Consider the following 25,449-nt stretch of genomic DNA (forward strand, 5'->3'; position numbering starts at 1 on the left):
GGGAATGAATTGTTTTAAAAGTATTGCATCACAAGAACAAACGATTCAAAAGTCTAGGTTTATTGGATATACCTTCATAGGTGAAACAAAACATGATATTTTGCGTACCCTACAATCCATAGCTAGAGAACATCCCCATGGAAGTCACTTAGCTTTCGCTTATCAACTCAAAACAGACCATGGATTTGAGCCTTATTACTCTGATGCAGGGGAGCCCTCAGGTACAGCTGGTAAACCTCTATTGCAATTGATCGATGTCCACCAAATTGTGGGTGGAGGAATTGGCGTAATTCGTTATTATGGCGGCATTAATTTAGGCACAGGAGGCCTCACAAGGGCTTATGGTGGTACAGGAAAACTTGCTTTAGCTCATTCCGTCATTGAGCCATATGTAGAATATATTAAATTAAAATTAACTATAAATTACAATGAGTTAGATAACTATACTCATGTAATTTATTCAATGAATGGAAGTATTTTAGATAAAGTTTTTGATGAAAAAGTAAGTCTTTCGATAAGGCTTCCCGAAGGAGAATTCGGTAAATTAAAAGCACGTTTTCCGACGACAGAAATACATGATTATTAATATGGTTAATCTTATAAAAACCTTAAAAAAACATCCGTTATAATCGATGTATGCTTAATTTTATTCTGATTCTTCTCGTTCTCCTGTGTGCTTTAGCTGCCTATTTGTTATGGCGCTTTCAAAACCAATCTCCTGAAGCGGGAACATTAAAGGCGCTTGAAGAAAAACATCGGGAAATGATTGTAGGTTTGAACGATAGTTTAAATAAGTTGACCGATCGTCTTAACGTGACATTTTCCGAACAAGGAAAGATACAAGGTGAAATTATTCGTGACACCATGGATAACGCCACCAACCAATTGAAAAATTTGCTTAATATGAGATTACAAGATATTGATAGCAAGGTTAAAGAAAGTTTGGAAGAGGGCTTTAAAAAAACTAACGATACATTCGATCGCGTGATGAAACAACTCTCTACGATTGATGAGGCGCAAAAAAAGATCGATGGCCTCACCAGCAATATTGTGAGCTTTCAGGAGTTGCTAGGCGATAAAAAATCTAGAGGGGCATTTGGTGAAGTGCAGCTTGAAGGTCTTGTTCGCAATGCGTTACCACCCGACGCATTTTCAATGCAACATACATTATCGAATGGCAATCGAGCAGATTGCGTTCTATTTTTACCTGAACCAACAGGCAGTGTTGCAATTGATTCTAAATTTCCATTGGAAAGTTATAGAAGAATGCTGGATACCAGCTTACCGCCAGATGAAATTAAAAATGCGCAAAAGCAGTTTAAGCTTGATATCAAAAAACATATTCATGATATCGCGAGTAAATATATTATTTCCAATGAGACTTCAGATGGCGCGGTCATGTTTATTCCTGCTGAGGCCGTTTTTGCGGAGATCCATGCTTACCACTCTGATTTGATAGAGGAGGCAATGAGTCAAAGAGTATGGATTGTATCCCCTACAACACTTATGGCTGTGCTGAATACTGCAAGAGCTGTATTAAAAGATGTTGAAACGCGCAAACAAGTCCATATCATTAAAGCGGAGCTTGGAAGACTTGGGCAGGAATTTGAGCGATTCGATATGCGTATGAAAAAATTAGCTGACAACATCAGGCAAGCTCATGAGCACGCTCAAGATGTTCATGTCACAAGTCAAAAAATATCTAGACGCTTTTCTCAAATTGAACGCGTGGAATTGAAAGATGATCCGAATGCGCTATTAGAATTTGAAGAAGAAATGCTTGCAAAACAAGAAGAGCAAAATAAAGATGAGAGTTAAGTTATTTTATTTTGCAAAAGTGAGGGAAGCGCTTGGTGTTGATCGAGAAGAAATAGATCTCGTGAGCAGTATTGAAACAGTCGCTGACTTAGTAGATTTTTTAAAAGGTAGGGGTAGTGCTTGGCATACTACCTTTAGTGAGGTTTCGTCAATCAGAATGGCAGTCAATCAGGAAATAGTAGAAGATGGTCACGCGATTAGAGCCAATGATGAAGTTGCCTTTTTCCCTCCTATCACAGGTGGTTGATTATGACAGTGCATATTCAAGAAGGCCTATTTGATTTATACACCATCGCCCAAAAACTAAAAAAACTACATAATAGCGGTGCTTCAGTTACCTTTGAAGGTTATGTGAGAGATTTTGATCTGGAGCAGGATAAGTTGGACGTGCTTGAATTAGAGCACTATCCTGGTATGACTGAAAAAGCATTATTAGATATTGAATTATTAGCATCTCAACGATGGAATTTAGATGATGTTTATATTGTGCATCGATATGGCAAATTGAAAGTAGGTGAGCCTATTGTTGGTATTATTGTATTTTCAAAACACCGAAAAGAGGCGTTTCAGGCCTGTCATTTTATTATCGATTTTCTAAAAACGGATGCCCCTTTTTGGAAGAAAGAGATTACCAACCAAAAATCATACTGGGTGGAGGCTAAGAAGTTAGATGATGAAGAAAAGAAGAAGTGGAATTTAATTTTATAATTAATACATATACTTATGTATACAATTTAAAGTTAAATATTAAAAAATAAAAGCCTATGAAAGTGATGTTATACCTATGAAAGCGATTAAAAAAGCTGTATTCCCAGTAGCAGGCCTCGGTACGCGCTTTTTACCTGCAACAAAGGCTAACCCAAAAGAGATGCTTCCTGTTGTGGATAAACCTTTAATTCAATATGCAGTTGAGGAGGCAATTCAATCCGGCATTACGGAGCTTATTTTTGTGACGGGTCGCAACAAAAGATCTATTGAAGATCATTTTGATAAGAATGTTGAGCTTGAAGCTAGCCTCATTGCATCCAATAAAAACTTTCTATTGGAGTCTATTCGATCCATCATTCCTTCTCATGTGAAATGTATCTACACCAGACAATCAGAACCCTTAGGTTTAGGTCATGCCGTTCTTCAAGCAAAAACAATTATTAATGATGAGCCATTCGCTGTTTTATTGGCTGATGATTTAACTGATGCTCATACGCCAGTTTTAAAACAATTGATCTTGCAGCATCAAAAAGAACAATCATCAGTCATTGCCATTGAAGACATCCCAAAAGAAAAAACGGTGCAATATGGCATTGTTGATGTTGGGGACTCTAAAAATAATTTATACAAAATTAATTCAATTGTAGAAAAACCTCAGCCAATAGATGCTCCATCCACTCTGGGTGTCATTGGTCGCTATGTATTTAATCCAGAAATTTTTGATTGTTTAGAAAAAATTAAACCTGGGAAGGGCGGAGAGATCCAACTCACTGACGCTATTCAGATGTTGCTTGGCCAGCAAGCTATCTTTGCATATTTATTTGAAGGTAAGCGTTATGATTGTGGTGACAAATTGGGTTTCATAAAAGCCAATATTGAATTTTCAAAAAAACATCCAGAAATCGGAAAAGAATTCACAGAATTTCTAAAATCAGCATCATGATGCAGTTTATTCGTTGATGGATACCATTCAAGCATTAATTCGTAAATCTTCTGTAATCTACTCAGAAATTGAAATAAAAACAGTAATTAAGAACATTGCAGATCAAGTTAATCAAACAATTAAAACAGACGATCTATACGTTTTATGTGTGATGAATGGTGCATTAATTTTTGCAGGCCAACTTTTACCTCGCCTAGAAAAGAATATTCAATATAGTTATATTCACGCAACGCGCTATGCAGCCTCTTTGACTGGCGGTCCAATTCATTGGCTTGTAAAGCCGCCAATAGACATTGAAGGTAAAACTGTTTTGATTCTTGACGATATCTTGGATGAAGGTATTACTCTTAGAGAAATTGCAGCTACATGCTTAGCAATGAAAGCCAAAGCCATCTATACCGCTGTGTTATTTGATAAAGAGATAGCAAAAGAAAAATCTTATTTCCCAAATTTTATAGGCCTTAAAGTGCCCAATAGGTTTGTATTTGGATACGGCTTAGATTGCAAGGGTTTAGGTAGAAATCTTCCACATTTGTATGCTTTGGATTAAAAGCATCTTATGTTTTCTTAATTTAATGTCACAATGACGCACATATGAGTAAAAAAAATAAATCTATAAGACAAGACGACCCTCAAAAAGAACGCGAGGCTATGTTTTATGAAAAACCCCTTCCAAGTCGAGAATTAATCTTAAAGATCATGGCTGATCAGGGTGTTCCTCTTTCAATTTTAAGGCTTACTGAGTTGCTTGAAATTGCTGATGATGAATCTGAAGCATTTAATAAACGTATTCGAGCAATGGAGAGACAAGGTCAGATTATGCGTAATCGTAAAGATGATTTTTGCATTTCCGAAAAATTAAATCTTATTGCAGGGCGCATACAAGGCCACGCCGATGGATTTGGCTTTCTTATTCCAGATCAAGGAGGAGATGATATTTTCTTGTCTTCTAGGGAGATGATGCAGGTCCTTCATAATGATCGTGTCATGGTTCAGACTGTAGGGCAAGATAGGAAAGGCCGACCTGAAGGTAAGGTGATCGAGATTCTTGAAAGAAAGAATGAAACGTTAGTGGGTAGGGTAGTTCAAGGGCAGGGCGTTACGATCGTTGCAGCTGAAGATAAGAGAATTAATCAAGACTTTCTCATTCCATATCACCTTGATATGGGCGCTAAACCTGGTCAAATAGTTGTCATTGAAATTACTGCTCAACCTTCATTCAAATCAAGACCTATGGGCAAGGTAGTTCAAATTCTTGGTAATTATGCAGACAGCGGTATGGAAATTGAGATTGCCTTAAGAAAACATCAACTTCCTTACAGTTTCTCAGAAGATACAATTCGCATTGCAGAGTCTTTTTCTAAAAAAGTATCAGAAAATGATTTTAAGGGAAGAATCGATTTGCGTGATTTACCTCTTATTACTATTGATGGAGAAACTGCAAGGGATTTTGATGATGCAGTCTATGCGGAAAGTATTGATAAAAATTGGCGTTTAATTGTAGCTATTGCTGATGTAAGTTTTTATGTGCAACCCGATAATACTTTAGACAAAGAAGCTTTTGATAGAGGCAATTCAGTTTATTTTCCAAGAAGAGTGATTCCAATGTTGCCTGAGGCTTTATCAAACGGCCTATGCTCACTTAATCCGCACGTCGATCGATTATGTATGGTTTGTGACATGATCATTGATGACCATGGAAAAGTTATTTCTTATAAATTTTATCCGTCGGTTATGGAGTCAAAAGCTCGTATGACTTATACGGATGTAAGCGCATTATTGAAAGAGACATCACCTGAGCTGACAGAAAAATATAAATCTATCATTCCACACATTAAAAATCTTGAGTCGGTATATAGAATACTTACCAAACAAAGGCATATAAGAGGCGCCATTGAATTTGACTCCTCTGAAACCATTATGATTTTTAATGACCAAGGAAAAATTGATCGTATTGAGCCTGTGATTCGAAATGAAGCACATCGTCTTATTGAGGAGTGCATGTTAGCTGCTAATGTATGTGCAGCTAATTTCTTGATTGAACATGAACATCCAGCGCTTTATAGAACTCACGAAGGCCCAACCGAAGAGCGCTTAGAAAATTTACAAATATTTTTGGCTGAATTTGGATTTATGTTAACTGGTGGTAGTAAGCCATCAATTAAAGATTATGCTGCGTTAATTGAAAAAATTAAAGGCCGGCCAGACGAACATTTATTACAAACAGTTTTATTAAGGTCGATGCAACAGGCTGTATATAGCCCAGATAATAATGGCCACTTTGGTTTAGCTTATGAAGCCTATGCACATTTTACTTCTCCGATACGCCGATACCCTGACCTTTTAATTCATCGTGCCATTAAAGCTACTTTACAAAAGAAGACAATGCCTGCTTCAAATTGGCATGTTTTTGGCCAACATTGTTCAATGACAGAAAGAAGAGCTGATGATGCTACGCGAGATGTTTCATCATGGCTTAAGTGTTATTACATGCAAGATAAAATTGGAGAGATATACGAAGGCACTGTTGCAGGTGTAACAAGTTTTGGTTTATTTGTGTCTATTGATGGTATTTATATTGAAGGTTTGTTGCATGTCACAGAATTAGGTAACGATTATTTTACTTATGACAAAGCAAGGCATGCCATGGTCGGAGAAAGATCGCATGTCGTTTATCGCTTGGGAGATCGATTAAAAGTAAAATTAGTGCGCGTCGATTTGGAACTTAGCAAAATTGACTTTAGCCTTGAAAGTCATCAAGAAGTTCAAAAGCCCCCATTAAAAGATAGAAAACCGAAAAATTTCTTTAAAGAGAAAGCCGCGCATAAAAAGAAAGCTCATCCTGCCAAGCATAAAAGTGGCTCAAAGTTATCTGGACAACCGAGAAGTAAGAAGAAGAAGACAAGAGCAAAATAATATGTCTCAAAGTCAGATTATTTTTGGTTTTCATCCTATTATCAGTCAATTAAGGCAGTCTTCAAGAAGCATACAAGAGATTTATTTGGACAGTGATCGTAATGATCCAAGAGCTAAAGAAATTGTTGAGTTGGCTAAAGACAATAATATTCGAATACTCATGGTTGATCGTGCAAGATTAGATGGCATTGCATCGCAAGCAAAACATCAGGGTGTAGTAGCTAAAATTATCCCTTTAGTAATTCCTTATAAGACGGTTGAGGATATTCTAGAGAGCGATCTTAAAGAACCCCCATTTTTCCTAATATTAGATGGCGTAGAAGACCCTCATAATTTAGGCGCATGTTTGCGTGTTGCAGATGGTATGGGCGTACATGCTGTGATAGCCCCTAAAGATCGAGCAGTGGGATTAAATGCGACTGTGAGAAAGGTCGCTTCAGGCGCAGCTGAATCAGTACCCTTCATTGTGGTCACCAATTTAGCGAGAACCATACGTCAACTCAAAGAGCAAGGTGTGCTTGTGGTTGGAACCGCGGAAGATGGCGCTGAATCACTTTATCAATCAACTTTAAGCGGCCCCATTGCTGTCGTTTTAGGCTCAGAAGGAAGTGGCTTAAGGAGACTCACTCGTGATGTGTGTGACTTATTAATTAAAATACCTATGCTAGGCGCTGTGGAAAGTCTAAATGTGAGTGTTGCTAGCGGGATTGTATTGTCAGAAATTAGACGACAACGTTTTAAATCTTAAATCCAAGTGTTTTGTAAGTAGATCGTCGAGTTTTATTGAACAAAGATGGCTGCTTACTTAAATCTTGATTGTATGATGGCACCATCTTTTCAATTTTATTCTTCCAAACTTTAGAGTTTATTCTTCCCTTAAAGCTTTTTTCAATCACATTTAACATTGAAAAAACAGATGTTGAGGCTCCAGGAGAGGCGCCTAAAAGCGCGGCTAGAGATAAGTCGTCTGACCAAACTACTTCTGTTCCAAATTCTAATTTGCCACCAATTTTTTTATAAGGCTTGATGATCTGAACCCTCTTTCCAGCTGATGCAAGCTTCCAATCTTTTTCGTTAGCTAAAGGATAAAACTCTTTCAATGCATTCATTTTATCTTTGTATGAACTAGCAGACTCTTTAATTAGATAAATTAGAAGATTTAGATTGCAAATAAATACATGTAACATTGGCAAAATATTTTGGATACGAATTGATTTAAATAAATCCAAATACGAGCCCGTCTTCAAAAATTTAAATGTGAAGCTTGCGAATGGACCAAACATAAGCTGTCTTTTACCATTAATAATCCTTAAGTCTAAATGAGGCGCTGACATTGGAGGTGCCCTAGGGCCTGCTAAGCCATAAACCTTAGAAAAGTGTTTTTTTGTAATAGATGATTTCTTGCATATCAACCATTCACCATTGATGGGAAAGCCTGCATAGCCAATTTGATTTTTAATATTACTTTTTTGGAGTAAATGAATAGTTGATCCACCAGCCCCAAGAAAAATAAATTTTGCATTTACTGAAATTATTTTTTTACTCTTCACACAGTAAATTTTTATATCCCAAGTTTTATTATCTGTCTGTGATATTGATTTAATTTCGTGATTTACATGAATGGAGAATTTTTTATTTAAAGATAAAATCTTTAACATTTGATGACTCAGTGATTCAAAATCTACATCACTTCCATACTTAACTCTTGTCATTGCGATATTATCTTTTAAGTCTTCAGCAATAAGTGGCGCCCACTCTTTAATGGTTTCTTTACTGCGAGAGAATTGCATTCCCTTGAATGGAAGAGTTTTACTTAAAACCTCATACCTTTTCTTTAAAAAAGATATATTTTTATCTCCTTTGACAAGGCTTATGTGAGGAACCTGGGTAATAAAGGATTTGGGCTTAAAGCTTTTATATTTTTTGGTTAAAAAACTCCAAAACTGAAGTGAGACTTCAAATTCACTATTTATCTTTAATGCTCTGTCTACACTTACAAGTTGCTGCCTATTCATGGGTGTGTAATTTAATTCACAGAAGCCAGCATGACCAGTTCCAGCATTATTGATTGATTGTGAGCTTTCAAGGGCGCAAGAAGAAAGCTTCTCGTAAATGGTAATATCTAAATCAGGATCTAACTCTTGAAGTAATCTGGCTAATGTGACGCTCATGATCCCGCCACCAATACAAACTACATCTTTTTTAATGTTCACTATCGATAAACCTTACTCTCTTAGTTATATTTTTTGATTTTATTAGTTGTTATAATCTATCGAAATAATTTACCTTTAAATTAACCATTAGTCACTACATTAATGCCTAAACTTTCCGTCATCATCATTACAAAGAATGAATCTCAAAATATTGCTGATTGCATTAAAAGTGCAAATTTCGCTAGTGAAGTTATTGTTCTAGATTCAGGCAGTTCCGATAACACTGTTTCTCTTGCTAAGAAATTAGGGGCTAAAGTTTTTAATAAGCCATGGAAAGGCTATGGTCAGCAAAAAAATATGGCCATTCAATTAACCAAGCACGAATGGATATTTTCTTTAGATGCTGATGAAAGAATTACACCTGCACTTAAACAAGAAATTTTAAAAGTAATTAATCGTTCAGACTTCAATGTTTATGATGTTCCTAGACGATCCTTATTTGTTTCTAGATTTATAAAATACTCAGGGTGGCAGCCAGATAGGACAAAGAGACTATTTAAAAAAGATAGTGCTAAATTTTCGGAACATCATGTGCATGAACATCTTGAGAGTAAATATGAAATCGGCCATTTATTGCAGCCCTTAATTCATTATTCATATAGAGATTTTGAGATGGTATTGAAAAAGATTAATGTCTATTCAAGCTTGGGCGCTAAAGATCTTAAAAGTAAAGGCAAAAAAGGTAGTCTTAAAAAAGCAATTCTTCATGCTTTATGGGCTTTTATTCGAACTTATATTGTAAGGCTTGGTTTTCTAGATGGTCGCGAGGGCTTAATGCTTGCAATCTCTGTTGCAGAAGGTACTTATTATCGTTATATCAAACTTATCTATTTAAAATAAAAAAGCCCATATGCATGGGCTCTTTAAATTTGGCTCCTCGACCTGGGCTCGAACCAGGGACACACGGATTAACAGTCCGTTGCTCTACCAGCTGAGCTATCGAGGAATTGAGAAAGTGATCATAAAACAGTTATTGCTTTAAGGTCAACTTAAACAAGGTGTAAATTATACTTGAATTGACCCCTCATTTAAACAGAGAGCGCGCGTTTGATGCGTTTCATTGCCTCTATGAGATTTTCCATAGAAGTTGCAAATGAAATTCTGAAATAACCATCCGAACCAAATGCAGATCCAGGCACTACTGCAACGCCTTCTTTTTCAAGCAAGTAATCAGCCAAAGCATGATCTGTTTTTTCTTTCAAAACCTTTTGATTGAATAAATATTCGATGGCTTTTCGTGCGTCAGGAAAAGCATAGAATGCTCCCTCTGCTTCGATACAAGACAAACCAGGGATTTCATTAAAGCTTTTTACGACATAAGCATGTCTTTCTCTAAAGGCTTTAATCATAGGATCCATACATGCCTGGTCTCCTGAAAGCGCAGCTTCGGCAGCGACCTGGGAAATGGAGGTAGGATTGGATGTCGATTGTGATTGAAGTATTTCCATGGCTTTAATAATGTAACTCGGTCCCGCTGCATAACCTATGCGCCACCCTGTCATTGAATATGCTTTAGATACACCATTCATAATCACACAGCGATCTTTTAATGCTGGGTTTACATTTAGAATATTATAAAAGGGCATATCTTTTAATTTAACATGCTCGTACATATCATCAGTGCCAATTAAAATATGAGGGTGTTTAACAAGAATGTCTGCAAGCGATGTCAGTTCTTCTTTTGAATAAACAGCACCTGTTGGATTTGAGGGTGAATTTAAGATCAACAGTTTTGTTTTGGATGTAATTGCTTTTTCAAGTTGTGATGCGGTCATTTTAAATTTTTGTTCAATGCCACACTCAACAATGATCGGTTTAGCATCAGAAACTAAAGCTATATCTGCATAAGATACCCAGTAGGGTGCTGGAATAATAACTTCATCACCTGAGTTTAAAACTGCAAGACAAAAATTAAAAATACATTGTTTCCCGCCTACACCAACGATAACTTCGCTAAGAGCGTAGTCGAGATTGTTGTCGCGCTTAAACTTTTCAACAATTGCTTTTTTTAAAGAAGGAATACCTGAAACTGGTGTGTATTTAGTGAAACCATTGTCGATTGCTTTTTTTGCAGCGTCTTTAATATGTTGGGGTGTATCAAAATCAGGTTCGCCAGCTGCAAGTCCAATAATATCCTTGCCTTCTGATTTATAGCGGGCAGCTTTTGCCGTAATAGCAAGCGTTGGAGATTCTTTGATACGTCTGACACATTCAGATAATTTTATGGATGACAATTTTTATCCAGGGGTGATTTATGTATCACCCTATTTTACGCAAAAAGAAGTTGAGTTGAAATAGACTTTTAATCTATTCGCAAGTCACAGAGCACCCAACGAGCTTGTAATAGTCCTCAAGTAGCTCAGGATTAATTTTAGAAATTTTTTCTTGAATCACCTTAATTTCCTTCTTGTCGTCTTTAGATTTGGCAATAAAACCCAACCTCAAAAGTGCATCTGTATTTTGGTCATCTAACAAAACTGATCGGCGATATGCTGTTTCAGCTGCACTTAAGTCATTAAGATGCTCATTTGCCAAACCAAGCTCGAACCAGGCTTCGGCATTATTATTTTCTTTTTTTGTCCACTCTAAAGATATATTTAATAGTTTTTTCCAGTCTTCTTTGATAGTTGGAATTGCTATTTGAAGGAAGAGTGGTTTTTTATTCTCTTCCTCTTCCCAGAGGGCTTTACCGACAACTGGAAAGGTAGTTTCAATGGGTTTATTTTTGAGCGCATTTAGCCATTCAATGGGGAGGGCATAGTAAAAAGAATTTTTTCCGGAGGTTTTAAAGGTGTTAATACCGACAAGCCTTCCTGCTGTATCAAATAAGCCGCTTCCAGAAGCACCCATTCTAAATTGGGCCGTACTTAGAATAACTTTGCCTTGATCTAGATCGTAGGTCGATTTTACAACGCCTGCTGAAGTTAAGGCCACAGGAGCGCCACTCGAGTGCCCAATAGCGATAACTCCTTGACCTTTTTTCAGGTCAGTACTTTTACCTATTAAAGCTGGTTTAGTGGCCATACCAAAAGTTGTGACTAAACACAAATCATGCCAATGATCTACTTTTACACTTGTTGCTGAGTAGGTTTCTTCTCCTTGAGATACCCAAGGTTGTTTTGTTTTTCTTAGCACATGACAATTAGTTATTACTTGATTATCACCCACTACAACACCGGACCCATAAGCAAGACCGCCTGCATCGTTATAACCCCTAATCATGACAACGCTAAAAAATGAACTCATTAATTGATCTTTATCTAATGACCATGCATTTCCCGAATAGAAAAAGGCGCTGACGAGGATAAAGGATATAAATTTAAAGAATGGGTTCATAAGATGAATTTAAAAAGTATAAATTTAAATGACTGGATGCTGCATTAAAAGTTCTTATTAGTTTTCACATATTTTCTTTTCTAAATCTTTTTTTAAGTAGAATATCACTATCTTGTTACTTACATTCCCAAACAGTCCCTATAAGTTATTTCAACCATTTTCTCCTGCTGGGGATCAGCCCCAGGCTATTGATCTTTTAACGAAAGGCATTGTAGATGGAAAAAAATTTCAAACACTTTTAGGCGTTACAGGCTCAGGTAAAACATTTACGATCGCAAATGTCATTGCAAGAACAGGTAAGCCGGCCATTGTTATGGCACCTAACAAAACATTAGCTGCACAACTTTACTCAGAATTTAGAGAGTTTTTTCCTCATAATGCAGTGGAATATTTTGTATCTTATTACGATTATTATCAACCAGAAGCTTATGTGCCTGCGCGAGATCTTTTTATTGAAAAAGATTCGAGTATTAATGAGCATATCGAGCAGATGCGCCTATCTGCAACTAAGGCGCTCCTTGAGCGTGACGACAGTATTATTGTAGCGACAGTATCCGCAATCTACGGTATTGGAGACCCTGTAGATTATCAGGGCATGGTCATGCAACTTGTGCAAGGTGAAAAATTATTACAACGTAATATTATTTTGCGGTTAGTGTCCATGCAATATGATCGAAATGATTTTGACTTTTCACGTGGTGCTTTCAGAGTCAGAGGCGATACGATTGATATATTTCCTGCTGAAAATTCAGAAACTGCAATTAGAGTTACTTTGTTTGATGATTTGATTGAATCTATTACGCTCTTTGATCCCCTCACAGGACAAATGTACAAAAAAGTTAAACATTTTACTGTGTATCCCTCGAGTCATTATGTGACGCCTCGAGACACAGTAGTGAGAGCTATCGAAAAAATAAAAAATGAATTAAGGGAGCGTTCTGATTATTTTGTTAAGGCTAATAAATTAGTTGAGGCACAAAGAATTGAACAGCGCACTCGTTTTGATATTGAGATGTTAAATGAAATAGGTTTCTGCAAAGGCATTGAAAATTATTCGAGACATTTGTCAGGAAGAAATCCTGGCGATCCACCCCCAACTTTAATTGAGTATTTACCTAAAGATGCTTTAATGATTATTGATGAAAGCCATGTCACCGTGCCTCAGGTGGGGGGCATGTATAAAGGAGATCGCGCAAGAAAAGAAAATTTAGTGGGGTATGGTTTTAGATTACCTTCAGCGCTGGACAATCGACCTTTAAAGTTCGAAGAATTTGAAAAAACGATGCGCCAGTGTATTTTTGTATCTGCAACACCAGCAGACTATGAGGCTACTCATACAGAGCAAGTTGTAGAGCAGGTAGCAAGACCTACTGGACTTATTGACCCTGAAATTACTGTGAAACCTGCAGATACCCAAGTGGATGATTTATTGAGCGAGATCAATATTCGTGTTGAAAAAAATGAAAGAGTATTGGCGACTACTTTAACTAAACGCATGGCGGAAGATTTAACTGATTATTTAACTGAGCATCAAATTAAGGTGCGTTACCTTCATTCAGATATTGATACAGTAGAGCGTGTTGAAATTATCCGCGACTTAAGATTGGGTAAGTTTGATGTTGTGGTAGGTATCAATTTATTAAGAGAGGGTTTAGATATCCCAGAGGTATCATTAGTAGCGGTATTAGACGCTGATAAAGAGGGATTTCTAAGGTCTGAACGTTCGCTTATTCAAACTGCAGGAAGAGCAGCCCGAAATCTCAATGGGCAAGTGATTTTCTATGGTAACAAGATCACACGAAGCATGAAGATTGCAATTGATGAAACCAACCGAAGACGCGAAAAGCAAATTGCTTTTAATCTGGAAAATAATATTACGCCAGTGGGGGTGATTAAAAAGATTAAAGATATCATTGAGGGCACCTTTGATAAGGCAGAGGTTGATCTTAATCGAGCCCTCAAAAAAGAAGAAGCTCGTTATGACCATCTTAATGAAAAACAGATGGCCAAAGAAATTCAAAAAATTGAAAAGACAATGCAGACGGCGGCTCGCAATTTAGAGTTCGAAAAAGCGGCTCAACTTCGAGATGAGGCAAAATTTCTTAAAGAAAGGCTTTACGGGGCAGGGCTTAAGGACCGAATTGACCTTTAAAAGTCATTGATTTAATCTAAAAAACACCTATAATACTTGATCTTTCTACCTTGCTTTACAGTGAGTTGCATCACTGAAAGCTTTTAACCATAAGGAGATTTATATGCGACATTATGAAGTAGTATTTATCGTACATCCTGATCAAAGCGAACAAGTGCCTGGCATGATTGAACGCTACAGATCTCTAGTCACATCCAAAGGTGGAAAGCTCCACCGCCTCGAAGATTGGGGTCGCAAACAGCTTGCTTACATGATTGAAAAAATTCATAAAGCTCATTATGTGCTGATGAATATCGAATGCGACATTGAAACGCTTGCAGAATTAGAGCATGCATTTAAGTTCAATGATGCCGTGTTACGTCATTTGATTATGAGCACAAAAACAGCCGTGACTGCACCATCAATTATGATGAAAGAAGAAAAATCAAAATCAGTGCTTGATAAAGATGAGCGCGCTGCACCTGAGGTTGCTGTAGCTTAATCTAGATTGAATTATTTAGAGATTTCTGGGGAAGTGTGCCATGTGGATCCGGTACGTTATACACCCGCAGGAATACCAGCTCTTAATCTTACGTTAAAACATAGTTCGGAGCAGATTGAGGCAAATTTAAAACTGACAATCAATTGTGAGCTAAGCGCAAAAATTATGGGTAATGATGCATTGATACCTTTAAAAATTGGCGACAGAATTAAAACAAAAGGGTTTATTGGAAATAAAAGCGCAAAAAGTAATCAGCTAATTTTCCATATTAATTTTATAGAATATCTATAGGAGTTTATGATGGCTAGAGAAATGTACAAAAGAAGACGTTACTGTAGATTTAGTGCTGAAGGCATTAAAGAAGTAGATTACAAGGATGTTGATTTATTAAAAGACTTTATTACTGAAAATGGAAAACTTATTCCAGCGCGTATTACAGGTACTAAAGCCATTTATCAACGTCAACTCAATATTGCGGTGAAACGCGCTCGTTTTTTAGCGCTTTTACCATACACTGATAAGCACTAAGGAGATTACAAGATGCAAGTTATTTTATTAGAGAAAGTAGCTAATTTAGGAAACCTTGGTGACATTGTTAAAGTTAAGGACGGCTTTGGTCGAAATTTTTTAATTCCACAAGGCAAAGCTAAACGTGCAACTGATTCAAACAAGGCTGAATTTGAGGCAAAACGTGCTGAACTTGAAAAGCAACAAGTGGTGCTTCTTGACGCAGCTAAAGAGAGAGCAAAAGCGCTTTCTGGCTTTACTTTATCTGTAACGCAAAAATCAGGTGTTGATGGCAAACTTTTTGGCTCGGTTACAAACACAGATATTGCTGAAGGCTTAACAGCTAAAAATATCAAGGTTGTGAAAGCTGAAATTCGTATGCCAAACGGACCACTTAAAACAGTGGGCCAACATCAGGTAACTATTGCTTTACATCATGATGTGACAGTTGAAATTTCAATTGACGTGATTGGTGAACCTGCTTAATAAAAAGCAATCTATTTTTTTAAAGGCTGCCTAGAGCAGCCTTTTTTTATTCCGTTATAATTAATCCATGGCCGACGATATTCTTAATAACCTTAAATTACCACCTCATTCTATAGAGGCTGAGCAGTCCTTATTGGGTGGTTTACTGATTGAAAATGAAGCGCTCGATAAAATCGCAGATCTTGTATCGCCAAATGATTTTTATCGTCAAGACCATCGTTTAATTTACCAACACATTATTAAGCTTGTTGAGCAAAATAGCCCAGCCGATATTGTGACTGTTGCCGAATCCTTAGAAAAAAATGCAGAATTGGTCACGGTAGGGGGTATTAGCTATTTGGGCTCCTTGGCACAGAATACTCCAACTTCTGCAAATATACGTCGATATGCGGAGATTGTTCGCGAACGTTCAATTATGAGACATTTAGTTGAGGTGGGTTCTGATATTGCTGATAGCGCATTTGCACCTCAAGGACGAGATGCTCAGCAGCTCCTTGATGAAGCAGAGGCAAAGATTTTCCAAATTGCTGAAAAAGAAAAGCATGACCAATCAGGCTTTAAAGATATCAAAGAGCTCTTACCCCAGGTAGCTCAAAGAATTGATGATTTATTCACCGCGGGTGCTAGTGACGTTACTGGGGTGCCTACAGGGTTTTCAGACCTAGATGCTATGACTTCAGGACTTCAGCCTGGTGACCTTGTGATCGTAGCTGGCCGCCCTTCGATGGGTAAGACCTCATTGGCGCTTAATATGGCAGAGAACGTAGCCCTAGATACAGGGCTGCCGGTTGCCGTATTTTCAATGGAAATGGCATCTACCCAATTAACGATGCGCCTTTTAGGTTCGGTGGGTCGTTTAGATCAGCACAAGATGAGAACAGGACGATTAGAGGATGATGACTGGGAAAGATTAACACATGCATTAGGCAAGCTTAATGAGGCGCCCATTCATATTGATGAAGGGGCTGCTTTAAATTCTTTTGATATTAGAGCCCGTGCGAGAAGGCTCTCAAGACAGTGCGGAAAATTAGGGTTAATCGTAATCGATTATCTTCAATTAATGTCAGCGCCCGGCGGTCGACAAAGTGAAAATCGTGCAACGGAAATTTCTGAAATGTCACGATCATTAAAAGCGCTAGCAAAGGAACTGGATGTACCAGTCGTTGCATTGTCTCAGCTTAATCGAAGTGTTGAGCAGCGGCCTGATAAACGACCTGTTATGTCAGATCTAAGAGAATCAGGCGCAATTGAGCAAGATGCCGATTTAATACTTTTTATTTATCGTGATGAAGTCTACAACCCTGATACACCCGAAAAAGGTGTTGCAGAGATTATTATTGCAAAACAAAGAAATGGTCCTATTGGAAGAGTTAAACTAACATTTTTAGGCGAGTACACACGCTTTGAAAATTTTGCTAATCCAGCTTTTCAATCCTACGACGAATAGACTAAATGCGTCCTCTTAAGGTAATTGTTGATCAGACTTCGCTGCGACATAACCTCGCTATTGTTAAGCAATTAGCCCCTAAATCAAAAATCATGTCCGTAGTGAAAGCTAATGGCTATGGCCATGGCCTTATTAATGTTGCGCAAGGATTAAGCGAGAGTGATGGTTTTGCAGTACTTGCTTTAAATGAGGCCATTGATTTAAGGGAGCATGGTTTTGAGCAAGATATTTTATTACTCGAAGGCGCATTTGAATCTTACGAAATTTCTATTGCAGCAAAAATGCGTTTTAATCTTGTAGTTCATAATCTTCATCAATTACAAATGATTGAAAAATTAAAACTTAATCACCCAATCGACATTCACTTCAAGATCAATACTGGCATGAATCGTTTAGGTTTTAATCCTAACGAAGCAAAAGAAATTCTTAAAACTTTACAAAACAAATCTCATTTTAAATCGATCACACTGATGACTCATTTTGCAACTGCAGATGAGCCGAAGGGCATAGATTGGCAATTGACTGTCTTTAATGATATCGCACAGCATTTTAATTTTTCTCATTCAGTTGCAAACTCTGCATCTATTGTGAATTTTAAAAAGACACATCTTGATTGGGTTCGACCTGGCATTATGCTTTATGGGGCATCACCAATTATGGGGCAAAAAAGTAGCGCACTCAATATCAAGCCTGTCATGCAATTAAAAAGTAAAATTATTGCGATACAAAATTTATCTAAAGATGATTCAGTGGGATACGGTGAAACTTTTAAAGCTAATAATAATATGCGAATTGGTGTTGTTGCATGTGGATACGCAGATGGATATCCGCGGCATGCACCAAACGGCACGCCTGTATATGTAGAAGGAAAAAAAACATCAACTGTAGGAAGGGTGTCAATGGACATGCTCTATATTGATGTCACCAACATACCTCAAGCATCTATTTCAAGTGATGTTGAATTATGGGGGGAACATATACCTGTTGATGATGTTGCAGAAAAAGCTGGCACAGTTGGTTACGAATTGCTCTGCGCTATCTCGGCTTCAAAAAGAGTTCCTATAGAAATTATCCATGGCTAAAAATAAAATTGCATACGTTTGTACTGAATGCGGTGGCCAATCAACCAAATGGCAAGGTCAATGTCCGCATTGTATGACTTGGAATACGATGGTAGAAAGTATTATCGAAGCTTCCGTGCCTAGCCGATATGCGTCTTTGACACAAACTTCAGAATTAAAAAAACTAAATGAAGTGAAAATGTCAGCTGTTTATAAAAGAACGACTTGTATCAGTGAATTTGATCGTGTGCTTGGATGTGGTTTTGTTCCGGGCGGTGTGGTTTTAATTGGTGGCGATCCAGGTATAGGTAAATCAACACTTCTCATTCAAGCACTTTCTCATATGACGAATGACAAAACTCAAACACCATGTAAAGTGATTTATGTTAGTGGAGAAGAATCGCCGCAGCAAATTGCTATGCGAGCAAAACGACTAGAGCTCGAAGTTTCAGATATTTTTATATTGTCTGAAATTAATTTAGAAAAAATTATTCAGTCGATTGAAAAAAATAAACCCGATGTGGTTGTTATTGATTCAATTCAAACAATTTATTCTGAAGAGTTGCAGTCTGCTCCCGGATCCGTCACACAAGTCAGAGAGTGCTCTGCACAATTAACTCGTATCGCAAAACAATTAGAAGTCAGTATGATTTTAGTGGGCCATGTCACAAAAGAAGGTTCTCTGGCAGGGCCTCGCGTGTTAGAACATATTGTTGATACCGTGCTTTATTTTGAAGGCGATCAAAATTCAAGCTTTAGAATGGTGCGTGCATTTAAAAATCGTTTTGGCGCTGTGAATGAACTTGGTGTATTTGCGATGACTGAAAAAGGATTGCGCGAAGTCACAAATCCATCTGCATTATTTTTATCGCATCATCATGAAGAGGTTTCTGGATCGTGTATTACTGTAACTCAAGAAGGTACGAGGCCTTTGCTTATTGAAATACAGGCACTTGTTGATAACGCGCATGGAGCTTCACCTAAACGACTGGGTGTAGGCTTAGAGCAAAATCGACTTTCTATGTTGCTAGCCGTGCTAAATCGACATGGTGGCATTGCATGTTTCGATCAGGATGTTTTTGTGAATGCAGTAGGGGGCGTTAAGATCACTGAGCCAGGTGTCGACCTTGCTATTCTATGTGCCATCGTTTCATCATTTAAGGATCAGCCAATTAATCAAAAGGCAATCATTTTTGGTGAGGTGGGATTGGCAGGTGAGGTGAGACCTATTCAAAGAGGTCAAGAAAGGATTAAAGAAGCAGCTAAATTAGGATTTACGCGAGCTATTATTCCAAAAGCAAATATCGCAAAACAGAAAATTGCTGGGATTGAGGTGTTAGGTATTGAATACCTATCTCAAGCTCTTCAATTACTCAAAGCATAAAGTTTATTTTTAAAGAAGCATAAAAGTATCACGAGTATTTTTCTGAGTGGTGGAAGCAACACTTTGCGATTGAGAGTTTGCTCTGGTTTATCTCTCTTAATTTCAAGAAGTAATGTTTCGTAAATTTTCCCCATAAGTAGTCCTGGAATTTGCTGATTAAGATCTTCTTTAGGAAGTTTTTGATAGGCATTTTTATAAAACACTTCTGCGCGCGCAATCTCATGCATCAACAGGTTTGATAAATTAATACTTTCATGAAATTTTAGAATTTCATCTTCAGATACATTAAATTCCTTGAGTTCGTCGAGCGGAATATAGATTCTATTTTTCCTTGCATCTTCTCCAATATCACGAATAATATTTGTTAGTTGAAGGGCAATGCCTAAATCGTGTGCGTACTTCAAAGTCCCTTGGTTTTTAAAACCTAATATCTTTACACTCAATATACCAACCACCCCAGCTACCCTATAGCAGTAAAGTTGAAGCTGTTTAAAGTTTTCGTAGCGATTAAATTTTAGATCCATTTCCATACCGTCTAGCATCTCAATAAAATAGGCTTCATTAAGTTCATAGATATGAACAAACTTTAAAAGTGACTTTGAGACAGGGTGTTGTGGCGTTTCATGAAATAAACGATTAATTTCAGTTTTCCACCAATTTATTTTTGCAGTAGCTACTTCGATCTCCAAAGTCTCATCCACAATGTCATCAATTTCTCTGCAAAATGCATAAAGTGATATGAGCGCGTCTCGTCTTTCTTTGCTGATAAAGTAAAAAGCCCAAGTAAAATTTGATTTACTCTTTTTGACTTTTTCGTAGCAATATTCAATAGGGGTCATAGTGATCGCAGTGCAACTTTTAAAAAAATGAATATCCAATCTAATGCATTAATTTTAGGCGGGCTAATGAATAAATTACAGTTATTTCTTTCCATTCTTTTTAATAGTAAAAGTGCCGCATGTTCTATCATTTGTATTTCTATACCAAGCTTACCTTTTATAGCTTCTCCTAAACCTAATCCTCTTTGGAGGATTTGATAATTCCGCTTAACCCAATATTTTTTATACTTTACCCACTGACTTGTAAAGTTTCTTTGTTGTATATCTTCAATATTCAAATTAAATTTTTTCATTTCTTCTTTGGGAAAATAAATTCGGCCTTTTTCATAATCTTCCACAACCCCTTGGGCGAAATTAATAAGCGCTAATGCTGTGCAAATTGCGTTGGATTTAAGAATATTTTCTTTGTTATCTTGTTTTACAAGACTTAAAATGAGCTCACCTGCTGGGTTCGCAGCATCGTCACAATATCTGATTAAGCCACTAAATCGAGCATGTTGTTTATAATTAATATCTTGATTAAATGCATTAATAAATCTATATAAGTTATTGATTTTAAATTTATATTTGATATATAATTTTTGTAATATTTTAAAATACCCGTCCTTAATTTTTTGGTTAAATTCAATTTTTTTAAGATGATTGTTGAGGTATCGAATCTCTTTGGTGCGTTGTTGTTTTGACTTATTTCCTTCATCGGCAATGTCGTCACCAAGTCTAGCAAATGCATACAAAGTGATGATTGCTTCTCGTAAATCTTTTCCCAGCACCAAAGTCCCTACGGTAAAATTTTCATAATGGTTTTTTGATTGAGTGATTTTGTAACGGCTGATTATGGATTGTGTCGGCTTCATAAGCTCTAGTATGTTATAGAATAGAAATCTTTAATAGATAAGGTGAGATTCATGTTCGGTATTATAGGTGGTACTGGCTTGGCTTCAATCCAAGAGCTAAAAGTTGTGAAGCGCGAGCTTATCAGAACCCCATACGGAGAGCCATCTCAACCACTTATTTTTGGAACTTTGTCAGGTAAAAATGTTGTTTTCTTAGCTCGCCATGGTTCAGGGCATACAATTCCACCTCATGAAATTAATTATCGCGCCAATATATGGGCATTACAATCAGTCGGTGTTGCAAAGATAATTTCAGTAGCAACAGTTGGTGTGATTGACGACAAAGTAAAGCCTGGGACTATCTGTATTCCCAATCAGATCATTGATTACACTTATGGACGAAAAAATACTTATTTTGATGGCGCTGAAATGCCAGTAAAGCATATTGATTTTACTTATCCTTATGATGAACCTTTGAGAAAAGTTATTATTAATATCGCTCAATCTTCTTTAAATACATTAATAGCTGATGGCGTATATGCGGCTGTTCAAGGCCCAAGATTAGAAACAGCCGCTGAAATTAATCGCCTTGAGAAGGATGGAGTAACTATAGTCGGCATGACTGGAATGCCAGAAGCTGTTCTAGCAAAAGAACTCAATATGGCTTATGCGGCTGTATGTCCTGTGGTTAATCACGCCGCAGGAAGAGGGCAGAGTAAAGACGCTATTTCATTCTCTAGCATTAATGAGCTTTGTGATAATGATGTCTGCCGTTTAATGATGACGGATGTGGTTAAGTTGATTCAAGAAGTCGTTTTAAAAAATTAAATGGCTATTAAACAGGTATTAAAAATGGGGGATCAGTTGCTCTTAAAAGTTGCAGAGCCAGTTCATGATTTTAAAAGCCAAGCTTTAAGAGATCTCATTGAGGATATGCAAGATACGATGCATGCTTTAAATGGAGCAGGTCTTGCAGCACCACAAATAGGTATTAGCTTAAGGGTTGTTATCTTTGGCGTAGAAAAAACACCAAGGTACCCAGATGCGGAAGAGGTACCTTATACAATTTTAATTAATCCAACACTTATTTTAATTGATGATGAAACGGAAGAGGGTTGGGAGGGATGTCTTTCAGTTCCTGGCATGAGAGGAATAGTGCCAAGATTTAAAAAACTTCGCTATCAAGGTTATGATTTGAATCACAATCCAATTGATCGCACAGTGAGTGACTTTCATGCGCGAGTTGTTCAGCATGAGTGTGATCATCTAGATGGCGTTCTTTATCCAATGAGAATTGAAGATTTGAGTAATTTTGGATTTTCTGACGTTTTATTCCCCGATTCAGACCTTCAAGATGATTAAAGGTTATGATAGAATTCACGCTCCGGAAGAGTGGCTGAGCGGTTTAAGGCAGCGGTCTTGAAAACCGTCGAGGGTTCATAGCCCTCCGTGAGTTCGAATCTCACCTCTTCCGCCATACATCTTTATTCTTATTCTGAGCGGCTCCGTTTTATTGGTAAATGATTAAAATCTTCTAGTTACCAATTAAATTCTATTTTTAGTATACTGAACTAAGATCTATCGAACTTGTCACACGTAAGTAATAATAGTATATTCAAATAGAAAATAACTAAGCCCGTTTTGCATTCATAGTAAAAATTGATTGGTTGAAGATGAAAAAAATAGACGTAGTTATTATTGGTTCTGGAATAGCTGGAATAACAACAGCATATTACTTACAAAAAAATTTCCCTAATCTTAGTTATGTGATCATAGAAGCAAGAAGTGATCTTGGCGGAACTTGGGATCAGATGAAGTTCCCGGGGGTTCGTTCAGACACTGATATGTATACCTACGGTTTCAGCTTTAATCCTTGGCAGGGATCAATCGTAGCTCAAGGAAGAGACATTAAAGCCTATTTAACTGATACTGCAAAAAAGTTTAATATCAGAGAGCACATATTATTTGATACAAAGGTCACATCATTATCCTGGAGTGATAACCAGTGGACAGCAAGAACTAGCCGTAATGATTTCACCAGTAAATATGTTATTTGCTGCACTGGTTCGCGTGATTATACATCCCCTAATTTTCCCAAGTTTAAAGATGAAAACAAATACCAAGGAGAGATTGTACATACCCAAGATTGGGGTGATGTGGAGTTTAAAGGTAAAAGTGTAGCTATTATTGGAAGCGGGTGCACGGCTGTTACTATGGCACCGGCAATTGTAAAAGAAGCTAAGAAGGTAACATTAGTTCAACGAAGTGCTGCGTGGATTGTAAATGTAGATGGTAAGGAAAAATCAACACGTCGCAATAAATCGTTTGAAACCTTAATGGATTATTTTCATAGCAGGCTTTTTAAAAAATCATATAAAAAAATGATTATAGCTCGCTACCCTTATTACAATAACACTAACATACCTTCGTATGATTACTGGGATCAACGGCCTGCTTGTAGCTTAGATAATGATTATTTTGATGCTGTAAAACTAAGTAAAGTATCTGTAGAGCACCAAGAGATTAGTAATTTCGAAAAAAATGGTATTAAGTTAAAAAATGGAAAAGTTATTGAATGTGATCTTACCATTATGGCTACAGGTCTTAATGCGCAATTGCTAGGCGGTATTGATATTTTAGTGAACGATAAAAAAATACATATGAATGATACGAGTTGGTACAGAGGGATGATGTTTAGTGGGATACCAAATCTTTTTGCACATACTGGATATATCAATTTTAGCTGGACTGCTAGATGCGAAATAGTTAGTCAGCGTATTTGCCGAACACTCAAGTATATGGAGAAAAAAAGATTAGCGAGTTGCACTCCTAAATACGTAGGTAAAGAATCAAAGCCATCAATAGAAGCAAATTATGTATTGCGATCAGTAGACAAATTTCCTAGTCGAACTTATAAATTTTACAACTCAAATTACTACCTAGATTATCTAATTTTTAAATTGACAAGAATTAATGACGGAGCAGTAGATTTCAAATGATAGTTAAATGGATACTCTTATGAAACTCGAAACAATAGCGCTACATCATGGTTATGATTCAGATAAAAATGACCAAAAATCAGCAAACACCCCAATCTATCAAACCTCAGGGTTCACCATTGACGATACGCAGCATGGCGCAGACTTGTTTGACCTTAAGGTCGAAGGAAATATTTATTCAAGAATAGGTAATCCTACGAATGATGTACTTGAAAAAAGAGTCGCGGCAATGGAAGGGGGTATTGGAGCACTGTCTCTCGCTTCTGGTATGGCTGCAATCACATATGCTATCCAGTGTATTGCAAGATCTGGGGATAATATTGTGAGTACCAATCAGCTATACGGAGGGACATACAACTGTTTTATGCATAGCTTTCCTAAGCAGGGTATTACTGTGAAAATGGTTGATGGCGCAGATTTTAAGGGGTTAGATGAGGCAATAGATGAAAACACTAAGGCTATTTATTGCGAATCAATTGGCAATCCTTTAGGCAATATTATTGATTTAAAGAAGTTTGCAGAAATTGCGCATAAACATGGTATCCCCTTGATTGTCGATAATACTGTAGCCACACCGTATCTTTGCAGGCCTATTGATTTTGGAGCAGACATTGTTATTCACTCCCTTACAAAATATATAGATGGTCATGGGGCGACGATTGGCGGAATCATTGTTGATTCGGGAAAATTTGATTGGGTTAAAGAAGCAAAGAAATATCCAATGCTTAATGAACCAGACCCGTCTTACCATGGAGTTATATATACAGAACATTTTGGCCCTGCTGCCTTTATTGCTTGTTGTCGGGTTGTTCCTTTAAGAGAATCAGGAGCCTGCTTGTCACCTCATAGCGCTTTTTTAATCATGCTAGGGCTTGAATCGTTGGGGGTAAGGATGGAGCGACATTGCCAAAATGCGCTTGCGTTAGCCAAATACCTAGAAAAACACGAACGAGTGGAATGGGTAAATTATGCTGGTTTGCCTAACGATAAATATCATGATGTTTGTAAAAAAATAACGAATGGCCAGGCTTCAGGCATCATCAGTTTTGGTATTAAGGGTGGAAGTGAGGCAGCAGCTAGATTTATTGACGCACTTCAAATAATTTTGAGAGTACTGAGTATGGGAGATGCTAAATCACTCGCATGCCATCCAGCATCAACCTTACATAGACAATTAACCCCAGAGCAAAAAGTTCTGGCTGGTGTTAGTGAAGATTTGATTAGAATTTCAGTAGGTATTGAGCATATTGATGACATCATTGGGGATGTTGAACAAGCAATTGAGGCTTCAAAGTAATAGCACTCCTTGATGTTCTATATTCTTAG

26 protein-coding genes and 2 tRNA genes are annotated in these 25,449 nt (G+C 37.2%); 22 read left to right on the plus strand and 6 right to left on the minus strand.

Going from position 1 to position 25,449, the window contains the following annotated elements:
- Positions 1-4 precede the first annotated feature (4 nt).
- The 8 genes from BN1208_RS03645 to rlmB all read left to right on the plus strand — a co-directional run bounded on the left by BN1208_RS03645 (position 5) and on the right by rlmB (position 7,133).
- Entirely contained in the window at positions 5-586 is a 582-nt protein-coding gene (locus BN1208_RS03645; protein ID WP_046487967.1) for an IMPACT family protein, read from the plus strand.
- Between the two features lie 50 nt (positions 587-636).
- Positions 637-1,818, plus strand: coding sequence for a DNA recombination protein RmuC (locus BN1208_RS03650; protein WP_046487969.1), 1,182 nt, complete (start codon positions 637-639; stop codon positions 1,816-1,818).
- Positions 1,808-2,065, plus strand: coding sequence for a molybdopterin converting factor subunit 1 (gene moaD / locus BN1208_RS03655; RefSeq protein WP_046487970.1), 258 nt, complete (start codon positions 1,808-1,810; stop codon positions 2,063-2,065). Before BN1208_RS03650 ends, moaD begins: the two co-directional genes overlap by 11 nt.
- Before the next feature lie 2 nt (positions 2,066-2,067).
- Positions 2,068-2,526, plus strand: a complete 459-nt coding sequence (locus tag BN1208_RS03660; protein ID WP_046487973.1) for a molybdenum cofactor biosynthesis protein MoaE — start codon at positions 2,068-2,070, stop codon at positions 2,524-2,526.
- Between the two features lie 76 nt (positions 2,527-2,602).
- Positions 2,603-3,469 (plus strand): UTP--glucose-1-phosphate uridylyltransferase GalU, encoded by an 867-nt coding sequence (gene galU / locus BN1208_RS03665; protein WP_046487974.1) that lies wholly within the window; start codon positions 2,603-2,605, stop codon positions 3,467-3,469.
- Between the two features lie 16 nt (positions 3,470-3,485).
- A complete protein-coding gene (locus tag BN1208_RS03670; RefSeq protein ID WP_082092830.1) occupies positions 3,486-4,019 on the plus strand; it encodes a hypoxanthine-guanine phosphoribosyltransferase in 534 nt (177 codons plus the stop codon).
- Between the two features lie 44 nt (positions 4,020-4,063).
- Entirely contained in the window at positions 4,064-6,385 is a 2,322-nt protein-coding gene (gene rnr, locus BN1208_RS03675) for a ribonuclease R (protein ID WP_052734629.1), read from the plus strand.
- 1 nt (position 6,386) lies between these two features.
- Positions 6,387-7,133, plus strand: a complete 747-nt coding sequence (gene rlmB / locus BN1208_RS03680) for a 23S rRNA (guanosine(2251)-2'-O)-methyltransferase RlmB (RefSeq protein WP_046487976.1) — start codon at positions 6,387-6,389, stop codon at positions 7,131-7,133.
- On the opposite strand, the gene mqo is transcribed toward rlmB, so the two are convergent.
- The gene (gene mqo / locus BN1208_RS03685; protein WP_231854592.1) at positions 7,123-8,598 is read right to left on the minus strand and encodes a malate dehydrogenase (quinone); all 1,476 of its coding nucleotides are present in this window, start codon (positions 8,596-8,598) and stop codon (positions 7,123-7,125) included. The two genes, rlmB and mqo, sit on opposite strands and share 11 nt — an antisense overlap.
- Positions 8,599-8,700: 102 nt before the next feature.
- On the opposite strand from mqo, the gene BN1208_RS03690 reads away from it, so the two are divergent.
- On the plus strand, positions 8,701-9,438 hold the full coding sequence (locus BN1208_RS03690) for a glycosyltransferase family 2 protein (protein ID WP_046487977.1): 738 nt from the start codon (positions 8,701-8,703) through the stop codon (positions 9,436-9,438).
- A gap of 30 nt (positions 9,439-9,468) precedes the next feature.
- Here the strand turns inward: BN1208_RS03690 and BN1208_RS03695 are convergent.
- From BN1208_RS03695 to BN1208_RS03705, 3 genes are all read right to left on the minus strand, one after another.
- Positions 9,469-9,544, minus strand: a tRNA-Asn gene (locus BN1208_RS03695).
- A gap of 82 nt (positions 9,545-9,626) precedes the next feature.
- The gene (locus tag BN1208_RS03700) at positions 9,627-10,832 is read right to left on the minus strand and encodes a pyridoxal phosphate-dependent aminotransferase (protein ID WP_046487979.1); all 1,206 of its coding nucleotides are present in this window, start codon (positions 10,830-10,832) and stop codon (positions 9,627-9,629) included.
- A gap of 73 nt (positions 10,833-10,905) precedes the next feature.
- Positions 10,906-11,844, minus strand: a complete 939-nt coding sequence (locus BN1208_RS03705) for a trypsin-like peptidase domain-containing protein (protein ID WP_231854567.1) — start codon at positions 11,842-11,844, stop codon at positions 10,906-10,908.
- A 202-nt stretch (positions 11,845-12,046) separates the two neighbouring features.
- Here BN1208_RS03705 and uvrB point away from each other — a divergent pair, with 202 nt between their 5' ends.
- From uvrB to radA, 8 genes are all read left to right on the plus strand, one after another.
- Positions 12,047-14,086 carry an excinuclease ABC subunit UvrB gene (uvrB, locus tag BN1208_RS03710; protein WP_046487986.1) on the plus strand — a complete coding sequence of 680 codons (2,040 nt, stop codon included), beginning with the start codon at positions 12,047-12,049 and terminating at the stop codon, positions 14,084-14,086.
- Positions 14,087-14,189: 103 nt separating this feature from the next.
- Positions 14,190-14,567, plus strand: coding sequence for a 30S ribosomal protein S6 (rpsF, locus tag BN1208_RS03715; protein ID WP_046487989.1), 378 nt, complete (start codon positions 14,190-14,192; stop codon positions 14,565-14,567).
- A 6-nt stretch (positions 14,568-14,573) separates the two neighbouring features.
- Entirely contained in the window at positions 14,574-14,858 is a 285-nt protein-coding gene (gene priB, locus BN1208_RS03720) for a primosomal replication protein N (protein WP_046487992.1), read from the plus strand.
- 9 nt (positions 14,859-14,867) lie between these two features.
- Complete coding sequence (rpsR, locus tag BN1208_RS03725) at positions 14,868-15,095, plus strand: 30S ribosomal protein S18 (RefSeq protein WP_046487999.1); 228 nt, start codon at positions 14,868-14,870, stop codon at positions 15,093-15,095.
- Between the two features lie 12 nt (positions 15,096-15,107).
- On the plus strand, positions 15,108-15,560 hold the full coding sequence (rplI, locus tag BN1208_RS03730) for a 50S ribosomal protein L9 (protein WP_046488002.1): 453 nt from the start codon (positions 15,108-15,110) through the stop codon (positions 15,558-15,560).
- A gap of 67 nt (positions 15,561-15,627) precedes the next feature.
- Positions 15,628-17,007, plus strand: coding sequence for a replicative DNA helicase (dnaB, locus tag BN1208_RS03735; protein ID WP_046488005.1), 1,380 nt, complete (start codon positions 15,628-15,630; stop codon positions 17,005-17,007).
- A gap of 5 nt (positions 17,008-17,012) precedes the next feature.
- Positions 17,013-18,089, plus strand: coding sequence for an alanine racemase (gene alr, locus BN1208_RS03740; protein WP_046488008.1), 1,077 nt, complete (start codon positions 17,013-17,015; stop codon positions 18,087-18,089).
- The gene (gene radA, locus BN1208_RS03745) at positions 18,082-19,452 is read left to right on the plus strand and encodes a DNA repair protein RadA (protein WP_046488010.1); all 1,371 of its coding nucleotides are present in this window, start codon (positions 18,082-18,084) and stop codon (positions 19,450-19,452) included. The genes alr and radA overlap by 8 nt, the downstream gene beginning before the upstream one ends.
- Here the strand turns inward: radA and hpnD are convergent.
- The gene (hpnD, locus tag BN1208_RS03750) at positions 19,434-20,291 is read right to left on the minus strand and encodes a presqualene diphosphate synthase HpnD (RefSeq protein WP_046488013.1); all 858 of its coding nucleotides are present in this window, start codon (positions 20,289-20,291) and stop codon (positions 19,434-19,436) included. The genes radA and hpnD overlap by 19 nt on opposite strands.
- A complete protein-coding gene (locus tag BN1208_RS03755) occupies positions 20,288-21,145 on the minus strand; it encodes a squalene/phytoene synthase family protein (protein WP_046488016.1) in 858 nt (285 codons plus the stop codon). The genes hpnD and BN1208_RS03755 overlap by 4 nt, the downstream gene beginning before the upstream one ends.
- A gap of 51 nt (positions 21,146-21,196) precedes the next feature.
- On the opposite strand from BN1208_RS03755, the gene BN1208_RS03760 reads away from it, so the two are divergent.
- The 5 genes from BN1208_RS03760 to BN1208_RS03780 all read left to right on the plus strand — a co-directional run bounded on the left by BN1208_RS03760 (position 21,197) and on the right by BN1208_RS03780 (position 25,420).
- The gene (locus BN1208_RS03760) at positions 21,197-21,952 is read left to right on the plus strand and encodes an S-methyl-5'-thioinosine phosphorylase (protein WP_046488024.1); all 756 of its coding nucleotides are present in this window, start codon (positions 21,197-21,199) and stop codon (positions 21,950-21,952) included.
- The gene (gene def, locus BN1208_RS03765; protein ID WP_046488027.1) at positions 21,953-22,486 is read left to right on the plus strand and encodes a peptide deformylase; all 534 of its coding nucleotides are present in this window, start codon (positions 21,953-21,955) and stop codon (positions 22,484-22,486) included.
- A gap of 24 nt (positions 22,487-22,510) precedes the next feature.
- Positions 22,511-22,601, plus strand: a tRNA-Ser gene (locus BN1208_RS03770).
- Between the two features lie 196 nt (positions 22,602-22,797).
- Positions 22,798-24,123, plus strand: a complete 1,326-nt coding sequence (locus BN1208_RS03775; RefSeq protein WP_046488029.1) for a flavin-containing monooxygenase — start codon at positions 22,798-22,800, stop codon at positions 24,121-24,123.
- Positions 24,124-24,142: 19 nt separating this feature from the next.
- Positions 24,143-25,420 carry an O-acetylhomoserine aminocarboxypropyltransferase/cysteine synthase family protein gene (locus BN1208_RS03780; protein WP_046489282.1) on the plus strand — a complete coding sequence of 426 codons (1,278 nt, stop codon included), beginning with the start codon at positions 24,143-24,145 and terminating at the stop codon, positions 25,418-25,420.
- The last annotated feature ends 29 nt before the right edge of the window (positions 25,421-25,449 follow it).

The sequence above is a fragment of the Candidatus Methylopumilus planktonicus genome, assembly GCF_000981505.1.
GTDB lineage: Bacteria > Pseudomonadota > Gammaproteobacteria > Burkholderiales > Methylophilaceae > Methylopumilus > Methylopumilus planktonicus.

Bases quoted from the DNA above. Each gene is read 5' to 3' on its own strand.
- BN1208_RS03645 (WP_046487967.1), top strand. From the start codon at position 5: ATGAATTGTTTTAAAAGTATTGCATCACAAGAACAAACGATTCAAAAG.
- BN1208_RS03650 (WP_046487969.1), top strand. From the start codon at position 637: ATGCTTAATTTTATTCTGATTCTTCTCGTTCTCCTGTGTGCTTTAGCT.
- moaD (WP_046487970.1), top strand. From the start codon at position 1,808: ATGAGAGTTAAGTTATTTTATTTTGCAAAAGTGAGGGAAGCGCTTGGT.
- BN1208_RS03660 (WP_046487973.1), top strand. From the start codon at position 2,068: ATGACAGTGCATATTCAAGAAGGCCTATTTGATTTATACACCATCGCC.
- galU (WP_046487974.1), top strand. From the start codon at position 2,603: ATGAAAGCGATTAAAAAAGCTGTATTCCCAGTAGCAGGCCTCGGTACG.
- BN1208_RS03670 (WP_082092830.1), top strand. From the start codon at position 3,486: ATGGATACCATTCAAGCATTAATTCGTAAATCTTCTGTAATCTACTCA.
- rnr (WP_052734629.1), top strand. From the start codon at position 4,064: ATGAGTAAAAAAAATAAATCTATAAGACAAGACGACCCTCAAAAAGAA.
- rlmB (WP_046487976.1), top strand. From the start codon at position 6,387: ATGTCTCAAAGTCAGATTATTTTTGGTTTTCATCCTATTATCAGTCAA.
- BN1208_RS03690 (WP_046487977.1), top strand. From the start codon at position 8,701: ATGCCTAAACTTTCCGTCATCATCATTACAAAGAATGAATCTCAAAAT.
- BN1208_RS03705 (WP_231854567.1), bottom strand. From the start codon at position 11,844: ATGAGTTCATTTTTTAGCGTTGTCATGATTAGGGGTTATAACGATGCA.
- rpsF (WP_046487989.1), top strand. From the start codon at position 14,190: ATGCGACATTATGAAGTAGTATTTATCGTACATCCTGATCAAAGCGAA.
- rpsR (WP_046487999.1), top strand. From the start codon at position 14,868: ATGGCTAGAGAAATGTACAAAAGAAGACGTTACTGTAGATTTAGTGCT.
- rplI (WP_046488002.1), top strand. From the start codon at position 15,108: ATGCAAGTTATTTTATTAGAGAAAGTAGCTAATTTAGGAAACCTTGGT.
- dnaB (WP_046488005.1), top strand. From the start codon at position 15,628: ATGGCCGACGATATTCTTAATAACCTTAAATTACCACCTCATTCTATA.
- alr (WP_046488008.1), top strand. From the start codon at position 17,013: ATGCGTCCTCTTAAGGTAATTGTTGATCAGACTTCGCTGCGACATAAC.
- radA (WP_046488010.1), top strand. From the start codon at position 18,082: ATGGCTAAAAATAAAATTGCATACGTTTGTACTGAATGCGGTGGCCAA.
- hpnD (WP_046488013.1), bottom strand. From the start codon at position 20,291: ATGACCCCTATTGAATATTGCTACGAAAAAGTCAAAAAGAGTAAATCA.
- BN1208_RS03755 (WP_046488016.1), bottom strand. From the start codon at position 21,145: ATGAAGCCGACACAATCCATAATCAGCCGTTACAAAATCACTCAATCA.
- BN1208_RS03760 (WP_046488024.1), top strand. From the start codon at position 21,197: ATGTTCGGTATTATAGGTGGTACTGGCTTGGCTTCAATCCAAGAGCTA.
- def (WP_046488027.1), top strand. From the start codon at position 21,953: ATGGCTATTAAACAGGTATTAAAAATGGGGGATCAGTTGCTCTTAAAA.
- BN1208_RS03775 (WP_046488029.1), top strand. From the start codon at position 22,798: ATGAAAAAAATAGACGTAGTTATTATTGGTTCTGGAATAGCTGGAATA.
- BN1208_RS03780 (WP_046489282.1), top strand. From the start codon at position 24,143: ATGAAACTCGAAACAATAGCGCTACATCATGGTTATGATTCAGATAAA.